The following is a 12,789-nucleotide window of genomic DNA, read 5'->3' as shown; positions in this document are numbered from 1 at the left end:
TGTGAGCAAAGTCGCCCCCTTTCATATAGAATACAACTAAATTATATATCACACTATAATTAGTATATGGAAACACTATGAATAAAACCGCTTTTATACCTGCAGTAGGGCTACTGCTATTTTCACAATCATTAATGGCCGCCAGCTTTACTTTTACCGCAATTCCTGACGAAGATGAAAGTCAACTAAGAACCCGATTTGATAAAGTCGCTCTTTATCTTGAAAAGGAGCTAGGGGTTGATGTTAACTACGTACCAGTTAAATCATACTCAGCAGCGGTTACCGCCTTTAGAAACAATCAAGTCCAACTCGCTTGGTTTGGTGGGTTGTCAGGTGTTCAAGCAAGACGCCTAGTGCCTGGTTCTGAAGCGATTGCTCAGGGATATGAGGACCAATTTTTTAAGAGCTATATCATAGCGCACAGCAGCACAGGCCTAAAGAGTAGCGAGCAGTTCCCTGAAATTGAAGATCTCACATTTACCTTTGGCTCAAAAGGCTCAACTTCTGGCCGATTAATGCCGCAATACTTTATCGAACAACAACTTAAGAAAAAGCCGCAAGATGCATTTAAACGTGTTGGCTTTTCAGGTGATCACAGTAGAACGATTGCACAAGTGCAAGCTGGGGCATATCAAGTAGGCGCTGTTAACTACAAGGTGTGGGAAAGCTCACTGGCTGCAGGAAAAATTGACCCATCTAAAGTGAGCGTCATTTGGAAAAGTCCTGTATATCCAGACTATCAGTGGACAATTCGCTCTGGTGTCGAAACGCAATTTGGTGAAGGTTTTACAGAGAAAGTTAAACAAGCTCTACTCAATATGGATGATGCCGACTTACTTGCAAGCTTTCCTAGAGCTAGCTTTGTCGAAGCTGACAACAGTGACTATCAACCCGTTGAAGATGTCGCTAAGCAAATCGGTTTAATTGATTGATTATCAAATAAATTAATATCTAGCTTTAACTTCTGACTTTAACACCTTACTTTAACAACAAAGGGCGGCTAAGCATTCGTCGCCCTTTGTTATTTCTCCTTTCTGCAAACTAAAATCCTACATGCCAAATCCAACCAACTAAATCCCAGCACCTAAATCCCAGCAAACTGTTCGACATTAGATTTTAGACTTTAACTTTAGATTTTAAACTTTAGACTTTTACCGCCTATTTGAGGGGTTCATGCTTTAAGCACCCTAACCGCAAACACTGTACCTGGAGACTCAGTATCTGAAGGCCCAGTAGCTAGAGAGACAATACCTAGACTCTCATGTCACCTAAGTCGAATTGGTGTCGACAATAGTGTCGACATCTTCATTAACTCAAGATAAACCCTGTTTCAGTAAACATGTTTTTCCCAATATTAACAACAACTAACATCAAGTAATGAATACTGGCATCGGTATTGCTATTCATAACCCGTATAACGAAGAAGAGTGAAAACTTGCTCAATGACGTTTATGGCTTAGATGCTGACACTTGAGTAATTTACGACCAAAGATAACGAAACCTTAAAGGTAAATAATTAAACCATAAAAGCAACCTAAAGGAGGGTGCAATATGGATAACAATAATCCGTTCGATGCGTTACTACCGGGCGAAATGACCAAAAAAGCTGAAGATGTAGGTGTGGGAAAAGCCACCAAAAATCCCATTCAAGCTTTCTTTCTTGCTATGTCGGCAGGCGTATTTATCTCAATTGCATTTGTCTTCTACATCACAGTGACAACGGGTGCAGGAGACGCACCATGGGGCATGACCAAGCTGGTTGGCGGTTTAGCGTTTAGTCTTGGATTAATATTAGTTGTAGTCTGTGGTGGCGAGTTATTTACCTCAACAGTACTTACCGTTGTCGCACGAGCCAGTAACCGTATCACCAACGCTCAGTTAGCCAAAAACTGGACTACCGTCTACATAGGTAACTTCGCTGGTGCCCTATTCTTTGTCTGCATCATCTACTTAGCGGGCACTTACTTGAGCAATAGCGGTGAATGGGGGATCAATGCAATGAAGGTTGCCCAACATAAGATCCACCATACCTTCCTGCAAGCCGTAATACTGGGTCTTCTGTGTAACTTGTTAGTCTGCTTAGCAGTTTGGATGACCTTCTCTTGTCGCAGTAACACTGACAAGGTATTGGTCATGCTTTTACCTGTCTCTATGTTTGTTGCCTGTGGCTTTGAGCACAGTATCGCAAACATGTTTATGATCCCAACGGGTATCGTTATTCAAAACTTCGCAACCCCTGAATTTTGGCAGATGACAGGCCATACAGCGAGTGAATTTTCAGACCTTACTATTCGAAACTTCTTTTTCAATAATTTAATTCCAGTCACTATAGGAAATATTATTGGAGGGGGAGCATTTGTAGGATTTGCTTATTGGGTTATCCATAGAAAACCCAACCTTAACGTTAATTTAAAACAAGAACAAAAAGGAAACAAAGGAGGAAAAGTAAAGTACAGTACGAAATAAACATAAGCAATATAAAGTTAATCACAAACTGTTTATAGAAGTAACACCATTGACCTGCAAACGATGGTGTTATTTCACCGAACTAATTAATACTAATAAATAAACAAACACTGACACCTATATAATACAAGATTATTAAATCGAGTTATATGATACAAAGTTCGCAGCCAAAGAAATCACCTACAAAAACATACAAGCTCCATTTTTCACTAGCCCCCCCCTTTAAGTCAGTATATAAACCGCGATTAAACCTAAAAATTCGCAATAGACTTAACACAAACAAATAAGAAATACAAAAAAACAATAAAAACAATAACTAACACCAAGTTAAAACCAAAAAACATCTGCGTTAAGCTAATTGATTTCCTAAGCTTGCCTAATTACTAATCAGCTCTTATGCTTAATCTCAATTAAAGCCATTGATAACACATATGTTTAATGCGTTTTATCAGCTAAATGAACACCCTTTTACTGCAGATATTAGTCACAAATGGCTTTACTTGAGTACAAGCCATTCAGAGGCGATCGCGCACTTGAACTATGGCGTAGAGCAGACGGCTGGCTTTATTTTACTTACGGGTGAACAAGGCTCAGGCAAAAGCACATTATTAAATGCCTTCATCAAGCAGCTTCCCGAAAGTACTGATGTTGCAGTGATCCGTAACCCTGCGATGAGCGAAATAGCCCTATTGGCTAAGCTCTGTGATGAGCTATCGCTCACTTTTAGTGAGCATACCTTAAAGCACCTGATAGACCGACTCAGTGAATATCTACTAAACAACCACAAAGATGGACGTCAAACCGTTATGGTAATAGATGACGCACAACATCTCAGTGAAGCCGTACTTGAACAACTTAGGCTATTGACTAACTTAGAAACGGATACCACTAAGCTGCTGCAAATTATCTTAGTAGGCGATACAACTCTCAAACAGCATCTCAATCAAAATTCATTAAGACAGATAGCTCAGCGGATCACAGTTAGATCTCATTTAGTGCCGCTTAACCTCACAGGAACTCAAGAGCTTATCGCTCACAGACTCAGAATCTCAGGCCGCCATGAGCCGCTTTTCAAAAATACTGCGATTAAACTTATCTTTAAATATAGCGATGGCAACCCTAGAACAATAAATCAGATATGTGAGCGGGCTATGATGATAGGTTATGGCAAATCAAGCATGCAAATAGATGCAAGTATTGCTCGCCTTGCTATTAAGGAGGCATTAGGCGTTGAAAGCAATCAGATGAACGACAACTTTAGTTACCTTGCTGTAGCCTCGCTTACTCTTGTTTCTGTATTCGCTGTCGTCCTTTTTATGTTGATCACTCCTGCAAAATCGCTAAACATCACGCAAGAAGAACATGTAACAAAGCCGACCATCGACTCTTCGCTTCTCGCTCAACCCTTGCAAAAAACGACGCAAAATACCAAACAAAATACCACGCAAAAGATAGACCAGACGTCAAACATAAACTTAGCGAAGCTGAGTAACTTAAATAAACTCGATGAGTTAGATGAGTTAGATGAGATAAACCAATTAGATAATAAGCCAACTCATTCGATCCAAGCAGCTATCCCGCAGGAGGTAGCAGTTAAGCCTGTTGTCATAGGTGGAAATCAGAAAGAGGCTAAGCTTGTAGCTAAAGCAGTAACAAGCAGCAAGAGTAAAGTAAGCTGGTATGTGGTGCAGCTATACGCAGGTAAGCAGCAACCAACAAGTTTAGATAGATTTACCTGTGGCGACAATAAACCGCTTGTTCGTCACCATACAGATACCTTTTATATCACTTCACCCAACTTAACCTTGGCCGATGCGAAAACATTTCAAAAATCAATCAACAACCAGTGTCAGCTTGATGCTTGGGTGAAGCCTCTCCCAAAATCTTGGCAAACCTAATCCACTACAAGTTGCAGTTATCCCTGCAGTGTTAACTATTCACTGAGTAAAAAGTCTTCTTTAATTAATTTCTTACACAATGACAAAAGCAGTTTTTGCTCATCTGAAGTCAGTGGCGAGTAAAAATCATCAATCACTTTTTGCAACTTGGCACTAGCCTGCTTTTTCACTAGCAAGCCTTTATCCGTCACGACGAGATAACGCGCCTTTTTGTTGGTGTCACTTTTCCGTGCAATGATCAATTCTCGCTTGATACAGTTGTCCACTAAACGTTTAGTCACTGAGCGTTCTCGGTTAAGCGTTTCAGCTAATGTTTGTTGAGGTACCTCACCTAAATGAGTTAATACACGTAAGGCACCGAGCATCTCTAAGGTAATATCAAATTCAGCGTTGAGCATCTGGCTCGCTATGGTTCTAAACTGCTTATAAGCTAACCCCATAATAAACGAGGGACTGCTGTCTAACTCAGGTATGGCTATTATGGTTTCATTTTGCATAGCATTCTCTATTGTTATCATTTATACCAGCTGGTAATTAGTTATCTTGATGGCTGAAAACTCGATATTGAGTTAAACGAAAAGCAGCATATAGGATCCCCAATGTCACAGTGAGCTCCCACGCTCTTGAAAAAGTGCTCTCTAAGCCTAAATGGCTGCTATCAAGATAGAGCTGTATCGGCAGCACTGTTGCTAACAGAGCATCAGCATGAATGTCTCGTGAGCTCACATTGGACGTTACCATCAACTTAGTGATGGCAAAAACTAGCGCCCCAAGTACAGCAGCATAGTAAAGCAACACACCTTGGTGTCCAGCCATTAACACACTAAAAATCACAGCTAACGCGCAACCACCAATTTGAGTGATAAAGCGCCGACTCACAACCTCTGCATACATTTTACGGCTGAACTGACTCGCTGCAGCAATCACAGGGACCATACAAAAGGTTGCCGATATTAGGTCAATATTCATTAATATGGCAAGCCCTGTGCCGATCAACGCCAGCGAAACAAATCTATGCTGATAACTCACTTGCTGCGCTGCAGGCAAGGAGAGTTTAGTCGCCATTATTTTAGGCTTATCACGCCACTTAGGAAAAAGTGCCACCATAGCTCTAGCGATAAGTGCGGTGATCACCATTGAGATAAAAATCTCTCTGATCCTATCTGGCATATCCATGTCACTTGTTTGAGCAAACACGACAATCAAAATCCAGTTAAATAAGGGCATAATCATCTGGCCCAGTTTGGCGGGATTATCCGCTTTACGGCGCATCATATCGATAAAAAACAGACTAATGGTCCAGATAATAAATGGATGGTCCTGAAATGACTCTGTAACTATCAAAGCGGCAACGGCAGCAAGAAACGCCGGTTTAAAAGTGTTATACAATCCAATCCAACTATGATCTTTCGCCTTGGTCATCAAGATGGTTGGGAAAAGCGCTAGATAAACACTAGACTCTAGGCTTAAAACTCGGCCAACTAACATACACAGAGTAATAGTCAGGCTGATTTGTAAAATCTCATTACGACTATCTTTCACTCGTCAACTCCTCAGCGTTTAAATAACTGGCCATTAAATTACAGTTCATTAAGTTACCGACCGGCTAATAGATATAGCGAAAATAAGCCACTAAGGTGATCCAGCCTGTGGCAAGAGTATCAATGACACTGTTACCATTTTTAACCATAACACTGGCTTTAGAGCCTGAAATAAGCCCAGCATCAATACGTTGCACACTTATTTGAGTGCGGATTTTCTGCTGCTCTCTGATCCATCGAGTATCATTACTCACTTCGGCAAGCTGATTAGACTGGCTTGATGCATCATAGATAGCTCTATCCTGACTAATAATTTCACCTTCGAATACTTGCCCAGGCAGTGCATCAAAAGAGATAATCACTGGTTTACCTTTATGAAGATATGCCATGCCCTTCTCGTTAAAGTCCGCCTTTAACCACACTGAAGCTTCATTGACCAAGAACATTGCTACATTGCCTTGCTGTAGATAACTGCCCTTTTGAAGTTGCAAGTTACTCACAGTGCCATCAATTTTTGCTTTAACTTCTGTATGGGCAAGATCAAGCTCTGCTTGAGCAAGCTTACTGCGCGCTAACACAATTGCAGCACTCTCACCTCCCTCACCCTGCATATGAGTTAATACATTACTTGCGGTGATACCTGACGTATTACCATTGGCTGTATAAAGGTTATCAGCCCTCGCTAACTCAGCTTCTATACGCTTAATTTCAGCCATTGCCGCCTTGATTGCGCTCTGAGCAAGATTGACATTCATAACTGCATCATCAAGTTCCTCTTGTGTGACAAGCCCTTTACCCTGCAGCTTTCTATAACGAGTGAGCTTTATCGTCGCGTTTTGCCACTCAACCTCTCTTTGCTCAAAGCTTTGCTCTAATGATGCCAGCTCTTGCCATTTGGCTGAATTTGCATCTTGAGCCTGTATTAACTCAGCTTTTGCTTGCTCAACAGCCAGTTCAAACCGTCGTTTATCTATCGTAAATAAGCGTTCACCCGCTTTAACATGCTGTCCATTTTCCACATCAACGCCAGTGATGACCCCAGTAACCTCTGGTGCGATATTAGCGACATTTCGATGAACCGAAGCTTGGGTCGTAAAGGGCGATATATTGTCTGAAGCGATCAGAAACAGGGAAAAAAGAAATGACAATCCAAAGACCAAGTAGATCGCAGATTGATAAATTTTGTCTCGACTCATTTTTGTTACCTATACAACAATATTATTCAAAGCCAAGTATACTCAGCTTTGTTTCATATGCAACAATAATAATTCATCTTCAGGAGTATTGGTTAATTACAGACTCGATCTATTACGAATGTGGTTAGTTTTGGGGTAAGATGCGCAATTATTTTATTAGATGATGCTCATGACGATTAATATTAAGAACGTGCCAATAACCGAGGTCAGCTGTTCAAACTGCCAAGCCTGCTGCTGCCGCTTAGAGGTTATGATAATCACGGACACTGGGGTGCCTGATGAGCATATTGCAATCGATCAGTGGGGCGGCGAGACAATGATGCGTTTAGACGACGGCTGGTGCTCGGCATTAGATCGAGAGACATTGATGTGCACAATTTATGAAAATCGCCCTTGGAATTGCCGAGAATTCGAAATGGGCTCCTATGATTGCATCAATGAAAGAGCGGTACCGACTTACAGCTAGTAGGATGGGCTATTGCCATTTGTTAAAATAGCCACCCGTGTTACACTCAGGCACCATTTTTTGAACTGCTATTTTGATAATAATCCTATGAAACAACTGCTCGATTTTCTGCCTTTAGTCATCTTTTTCGCCGTTTATAAACTCTTCGATATCTATGTCGCCAGTGGCGCCTTAATTGCTGCGACAGCCCTACAGTTAATCGTCACTTACGCACTCTATAAAAAGATCGAGAAGATGCACCTTGTCACCTTCGTGATGGTCACCTTTTTCGGTACCTTAACATTAATATTCCATGATGACGCCTTCATCAAGTGGAAGGTTACAGTCGTTTATGCGCTGTTTGCTATAGCCCTCGCTGTTAGCCAAATCATCAACAAGCCCATCTTAAAAAGCATGCTAGGAAAAGAGATGGTGGTTGAAGATAAAATCTGGGCTCATGTTACTTGGTACTGGGTAACTTTCTTTTTAGCCTGCGGCCTTATCAATATCTATATTGCATTTAGCCTATCCCAAGAAACTTGGGTGAACTTTAAAGTGTTTGGTTTAACGGCACTGACCCTATTAAATACCGTTGTTACAGTGGTTTACCTGTTTAAGAACATGCCTGAAGAGCACAAGAAAGAGCTCACAAAAAGTAACGACGACTAGCGGACAAATACCAACAAAAGGAACTAAAAATATGTGGTATATGATCTCCTCTCAAGATGTAGAGAACAGTTTAGAGAAACGCCTTGCAGCTCGCCCAGAGCACCTAGCGCGTCTACAGCACCTTGCCGATGAAGGCCGTCTACTGGTAGCGGGCCCTCACCCAGCTGTAGACAATGAAAATCCTGGAGAGGCTGGTTTTACCGGCTCTCTGGTTGTGGCGGACTTCCCATCCTTAAAAGATGCTCAAGCTTGGGCTGATGTCGATCCTTATATCGCTGCAGATGTATACCAGAGCGTGATCGTTAAGCCTTTTAAACGCGTCCTGCCATAGGGAGAACATCAAATAATGAAAATAGTTTCTTTTAATATCAATGGTATTCGCGCCAGACTGCACCAGCTGCAGGCTTTAATCGACACACAACAACCGGACATTATCGGCCTGCAAGAGACAAAGGCACACGATGATGTGTTTCCAGTCGCCGATGTAGAAGCCATGGGCTACAAGGTGCATTACCACGGTGGCAAGGCCCACTATGGCGTAGCCATGTTATCTAAACTTGAGCCCATCAAGGTTCAAAAAGGCTTTCCAACGGATGAAGATGATGCTCAGCGCCGCATGATCATGGGCACTTTTGAGCAGGAAAATGGCCGCCCATTAACTGTACTCAACGGATACTTCCCTCAGGGCGATAACATCTCCCATGAAACCAAGTACCCAGCTAAACGTAAGTTTTATAGAGACCTAATGACTTACTTAAATGAGTATCACAACCCAGATGAAGACTTAGCTGTGATTGGTGACATCAATATCTCACCTATCGATCTCGATATTGGTATCGGTGCACCGAATGCTAAACGCTGGCTAAAAACGGGTAAGTGTAGCTTCCAACCAGAAGAGCGTGAGTGGTTGAAAACCTTAATGGACTGGGGCTTGTTCGATACTTTCCGTGAACTTCACCCTGAGCGCGTCGATCGTTACTCGTGGTTCGATTATCGCAGCAAAGGTTTTGTTGATAATCGCGGCCTGCGCATCGATGTCGTCCTAGCTACAAAGTCACTCAATGAGCGACTTGTCGAGTCGGATGTTGATTACGAGCTTCGCGCAATAGAGAAGCCATCGGATCACGCGCCTATCTGGAGCAGCTTTAAATAGTCTAAAAAGCTAATTGATACCAATCAGTATAAAGACTTGATCGCTCAGCGAAAGTTTAGCGCTTCTGAGGCAAGGCAACGAGTGAAGAGCATAGTTATTCTACGTTTAAGCTCGTTAACGCAGCATTCAGAAGCGCTAAAACTCGCCTTATAGGAGCTTTTGGGGCTGCCTACTTCTTCGTTGAATAACCTCATAAGGGATCACCATTACATCACTTATTCGCCTCGAATTAGTTTGCCCCAAATAGCTCTGAGTAGATCAATTTCTTACACTGATTGGTATTATTAGGCCCATTGCAGCTCAATGCTACAGTGGGCTTTTTTATGCGCCAGCCACACTCTCTCTTCTTTGTGTTTTTCGCTACCCTCGCACCTCAGAATATAGAGCTTTTACTCACCTACAAACTATCCCTGTCGCTCAAGGGTATTAATTTGTCATCTTTAGTCATTATCGTTTGCTTATCATTTCCCTAAAACTAGGTAATAGTCAGAAGATAAAACGAAGGATAAAATAATAAATAGTGGATATTTGGCCTGTTTAATATCGCTAAATAATCTCACAAACAAGCATTGAGGCAAGTATGGAAGCATCTTTTTGGAATGGTAAGCGCGCCCCCGGAATTTCTGATTCAATCGACCTATCCCAGTATAATTCAGCGGTCGAAGCGATAGAGGAAGCCTTTAGTCAATTTGCAGATAGGCCCGCCTTTACTAGCATGGGGCATACCCTAACCTATCAAGATATCGACCTTTACAGCGCCAGTTTTGCCCATTTCATTCAAACACAAACCTCACTAAAAGCTGGCGATGCCATCGCCATTCAGATGCTCAATACACTGCAATACCCCATTGCCATATACGGCGCCTTAAGAGCTGGCCTCAGAATCGTCAACACCAATCCCTTGTATACCGAACGCGAAATGATCCACCAGTTTAATGATTCAGGTGCAAAAGCGCTTTTGTGCATGGATATTTTTGCCAAATCGGTGGAGAACATTCAGAGTGAAACCAATCTTGAATTGGTTATCACCACCACGCTTGCCGATATGCTGCCTAATGTTAAGCGCATCTTAATTAATTCAGCAGTTAAACATATCAAGAAGATGGTACCTAAGTACCACCTTCCCGAAGCGCTCTGCTTTAGAAAACTGCTTAAACAACACCTTGGAAAAGGCTTCACCCCAGCTCATCTTAACGAGCCTAATGACACCGTTGTGTTGCAATACACAGGTGGCACAACAGGTGTTGCTAAAAGCGCCGAGCTCACCAACAGCAACATTATTGCCAATATGCTACAAGCAGGCTCTGTGATGCTACAACATGATGAAAACGGCCAACCTATGATGAAAGATGAGCAGTCAATAATGGTTGCTCCCCTGCCGCTTTATCATATCTACTCATTTACAGTTCACTTGATGGCCTTCTTCAGAATGGGTGAGCATAGCGTGCTTATCGCTAATCCAAGAGACACAGAAACCTTCATTAAAGCGATGAAACCATTCAAAATCACTGGCCTGATGGGGCTTAACACGCTTTTTGTCTCCTTGATGGAAAGCCCAAGCTTTAAAGAACTCGACTTCAGTGGCATGAAGTTTACGCTGTCAGGCGGCACAGCACTGATGGACGATACCGCTAATCGCTGGAAGGCGATGACAGGGGTTGGGATCTCAGAAGCCTATGGACTCACAGAGTGCTCACCTGCCGTGTGTATGAATCCGATTAATGGCCTTGAGCGCCTTGGCACTGTGGGGCAAGCGCTACAACATACGGCTCTCAAGTGTATCGATGCCCTTGGCGAAGAGGTGCCCGTTGGTGAGCGCGGAGAGCTTTGCGTAAAAGGTCCACAAGTGATGAAGGGCTACTGGAACAGACCAAAAGCAACCCGAGAATCTTTCACCGAAGATGGCCAGTGGCTGCTAACCGGCGATGTGGCCATTATCGATGAAGATGGCTATATCAGCATTGTAGACAGAGTAAAAGATATGATTATCGTCTCTGGGTTTAACGTTTTCCCTAATGAGATTGAAGCGGTTGTTTCTGAGCATCCTGATATCACTAACTGCGCTGCCATAGGCGTTCCTGATGTTAAAACTGGTGAAGCGGTAAAGCTCTATATCGTGACCCACGAAGGTGTGACGCTAACAGGAGAAGAGATACGTGCTTTTTGCAAAGACAAGCTGACAGGCTATAAAATCCCCCGCCAGTTTGAGTTCAGACGTGAACTTCCCATGTCACCCGTCGGCAAAATTCTCAGACGAAAACTAAAAGATGACAGTTTAGAAGATGCTGCTGCCGCTAAAAAGAGCGCTTAACCTGCACTGTATTTATCTAATGCTCTAAAGCGCCCTGGCGCTTCTCCAGTCCAACGTTTAAAGGCTCGCTGAAAAGCAGTAGGCGAGCCGAAACCTAATAGATAAGCTATCTCCCCTAACGTTAATGCGGTATCGCGTACATAACTAATGGCCAAGCTTCGACGGGTTTCATTTAGCGTTTTCTGGAAACTGCCTCCCTCCTCAACAAGCTTACGCCTTACTGTCCATGGCGCCATATTAAGCTGCTCTGATACCTGCTCGAGAGTCGGTGTACTGCCATCTAACAAAGGGCCTATGACACGACTGACCTTCTCATTAAAACTCAATCCTAAGCGCACTTTTTCAAGCTCCTCATCGGCTCCTCTTCTGAGCAATTCAAATGTGGGTGCACTGCGGTTTATGCAGGTCCAAGTTAACGCTTCTGCTTTTATCACGATATAGTTGCTGGGTTGCTCAAATAGCACAGGACAGCTAAATTGCGCGCGGTATTGCTCGATATATGCAGGTGCAGGGAACTCAAAACAGACTTTTTCAATTCCATCACTCCTGCCAGTTAGCTGCTCAATCACCTGCTGCCAGCCTGATAAGACAGAGTCGACGACAAAATAGTTATAATCGTTGTAGGGGTTAATCGAATAAAACATTAAAACTCCCTGCCCCTTTTCCGCGCCATAACCACGGCTCAACTCGCGATATTTATCTTGCTCCATACCAAACACTTGATTAACAAAGAACTGTGATTGACCTCTAGAGTTATATTTATTGAGCGGCTCATAAGTCGCTATTTGCTCGCAAGCTTGTTTAAGGTTCTCAGAGGAGTATGCCAGTAAGCCCGCAATACCAAGGTTGGTTGGTGTGGTAACTTGCCCCATAACGAGTCCAAGCCAAGGTGAACCGCTTAGCGAAATGCAGTCATAACCCAGTCGCATAAACTTAGGAATGCTCACTCTTGCATCAGGAGAAGATAAAGAGACAGCATCTATCGAATATTTCTCAAGCAAAGGGCTCACATCTTTATCGAGATGCTCCATCGCCTTAATCATTATCTCGATATAGGACACTGAGATATCACCGAGCTTCATGCCGTTTCCCTACTTTCACTGTACAAAA

At 42.8% G+C, this 12,789-nt stretch carries 12 protein-coding genes; 8 read left to right on the top strand and 4 right to left on the bottom strand.

Annotated features, from left to right (window positions below):
• The first annotated feature begins 77 nt into the window (after positions 1-77).
• The 3 genes from BM736_RS04210 (at position 78) to BM736_RS04200 (ending at position 4,364) form a co-directional block, all read left to right on the top strand.
• Positions 78-932, top strand: coding sequence for a putative selenate ABC transporter substrate-binding protein (locus BM736_RS04210; protein ID WP_076408986.1), 855 nt, complete (start codon positions 78-80; stop codon positions 930-932).
• 619 nt (positions 933-1,551) lie between these two features.
• On the top strand, positions 1,552-2,466 hold the full coding sequence (gene focA, locus BM736_RS04205) for a formate transporter FocA (RefSeq protein ID WP_083699826.1): 915 nt from the start codon (positions 1,552-1,554) through the stop codon (positions 2,464-2,466).
• A 431-nt stretch (positions 2,467-2,897) separates the two neighbouring features.
• Positions 2,898-4,364 (top strand): ExeA family protein, encoded by a 1,467-nt coding sequence (locus tag BM736_RS04200; RefSeq protein WP_076408984.1) that lies wholly within the window; start codon positions 2,898-2,900, stop codon positions 4,362-4,364.
• A gap of 35 nt (positions 4,365-4,399) precedes the next feature.
• Here the strand turns inward: BM736_RS04200 and BM736_RS04195 are convergent, their stop codons facing one another.
• The 3 genes from BM736_RS04195 to BM736_RS04185 form a co-directional block, all read right to left on the bottom strand.
• The gene (locus tag BM736_RS04195) at positions 4,400-4,861 is read right to left on the bottom strand and encodes a MarR family winged helix-turn-helix transcriptional regulator (RefSeq protein ID WP_076408982.1); all 462 of its coding nucleotides are present in this window, start codon (positions 4,859-4,861) and stop codon (positions 4,400-4,402) included.
• 37 nt (positions 4,862-4,898) lie between these two features.
• Entirely contained in the window at positions 4,899-5,906 is a 1,008-nt protein-coding gene (locus tag BM736_RS04190; RefSeq protein WP_076408979.1) for a DUF2955 domain-containing protein, read from the bottom strand.
• Between the two features lie 64 nt (positions 5,907-5,970).
• Positions 5,971-7,101: an HlyD family secretion protein gene (locus BM736_RS04185; RefSeq protein WP_076408976.1), complete on the bottom strand. Its 1,131-nt coding sequence runs from the start codon at positions 7,099-7,101 to the stop codon at positions 5,971-5,973.
• 169 nt (positions 7,102-7,270) lie between these two features.
• Here BM736_RS04185 and BM736_RS04180 point away from each other — a divergent pair, with 169 nt between their 5' ends.
• From BM736_RS04180 to BM736_RS04160, 5 genes are all read left to right on the top strand, one after another.
• The gene (locus BM736_RS04180) at positions 7,271-7,567 is read left to right on the top strand and encodes a YkgJ family cysteine cluster protein (RefSeq protein WP_076408973.1); all 297 of its coding nucleotides are present in this window, start codon (positions 7,271-7,273) and stop codon (positions 7,565-7,567) included.
• Positions 7,568-7,654: 87 nt separating this feature from the next.
• Positions 7,655-8,215: a septation protein A gene (locus BM736_RS04175; RefSeq protein ID WP_076409904.1), complete on the top strand. Its 561-nt coding sequence runs from the start codon at positions 7,655-7,657 to the stop codon at positions 8,213-8,215.
• A gap of 31 nt (positions 8,216-8,246) precedes the next feature.
• Positions 8,247-8,546 (top strand): YciI family protein, encoded by a 300-nt coding sequence (locus BM736_RS04170; protein ID WP_076408970.1) that lies wholly within the window; start codon positions 8,247-8,249, stop codon positions 8,544-8,546.
• A gap of 15 nt (positions 8,547-8,561) precedes the next feature.
• Complete coding sequence (xthA, locus tag BM736_RS04165) at positions 8,562-9,368, top strand: exodeoxyribonuclease III (protein WP_076408968.1); 807 nt, start codon at positions 8,562-8,564, stop codon at positions 9,366-9,368.
• 580 nt (positions 9,369-9,948) lie between these two features.
• Positions 9,949-11,679 (top strand): AMP-binding protein, encoded by a 1,731-nt coding sequence (locus BM736_RS04160; RefSeq protein WP_076408965.1) that lies wholly within the window; start codon positions 9,949-9,951, stop codon positions 11,677-11,679.
• Here the strand turns inward: BM736_RS04160 and BM736_RS04155 are convergent.
• Entirely contained in the window at positions 11,676-12,761 is a 1,086-nt protein-coding gene (locus BM736_RS04155; protein WP_076408963.1) for an AraC family transcriptional regulator, read from the bottom strand. The two genes, BM736_RS04160 and BM736_RS04155, sit on opposite strands and share 4 nt — an antisense overlap.
• Between the last annotated feature and the right edge of the window lie 28 nt (positions 12,762-12,789).

It is taken from the genome of Shewanella sp. UCD-KL12, from assembly GCF_001957125.1.
Taxonomy (GTDB): domain Bacteria; phylum Pseudomonadota; class Gammaproteobacteria; order Enterobacterales; family Shewanellaceae; genus Shewanella.
Note: the sequence above shows the minus strand (reverse complement) of the source record. Positions and strands in the feature narration are given on the sequence as shown.

Bases quoted from the DNA above. Each gene is read 5' to 3' on its own strand.
- BM736_RS04210 (WP_076408986.1), top strand. From the start codon at position 78: ATGAATAAAACCGCTTTTATACCTGCAGTAGGGCTACTGCTATTTTCA.
- focA (WP_083699826.1), top strand. From the start codon at position 1,552: ATGGATAACAATAATCCGTTCGATGCGTTACTACCGGGCGAAATGACC.
- BM736_RS04200 (WP_076408984.1), top strand. From the start codon at position 2,898: ATGTTTAATGCGTTTTATCAGCTAAATGAACACCCTTTTACTGCAGAT.
- BM736_RS04195 (WP_076408982.1), bottom strand. From the start codon at position 4,861: ATGCAAAATGAAACCATAATAGCCATACCTGAGTTAGACAGCAGTCCC.
- BM736_RS04185 (WP_076408976.1), bottom strand. From the start codon at position 7,101: ATGAGTCGAGACAAAATTTATCAATCTGCGATCTACTTGGTCTTTGGA.
- BM736_RS04180 (WP_076408973.1), top strand. From the start codon at position 7,271: ATGACGATTAATATTAAGAACGTGCCAATAACCGAGGTCAGCTGTTCA.
- BM736_RS04175 (WP_076409904.1), top strand. From the start codon at position 7,655: ATGAAACAACTGCTCGATTTTCTGCCTTTAGTCATCTTTTTCGCCGTT.
- BM736_RS04170 (WP_076408970.1), top strand. From the start codon at position 8,247: ATGTGGTATATGATCTCCTCTCAAGATGTAGAGAACAGTTTAGAGAAA.
- xthA (WP_076408968.1), top strand. From the start codon at position 8,562: ATGAAAATAGTTTCTTTTAATATCAATGGTATTCGCGCCAGACTGCAC.
- BM736_RS04160 (WP_076408965.1), top strand. From the start codon at position 9,949: ATGGAAGCATCTTTTTGGAATGGTAAGCGCGCCCCCGGAATTTCTGAT.
- BM736_RS04155 (WP_076408963.1), bottom strand. From the start codon at position 12,761: ATGAAGCTCGGTGATATCTCAGTGTCCTATATCGAGATAATGATTAAG.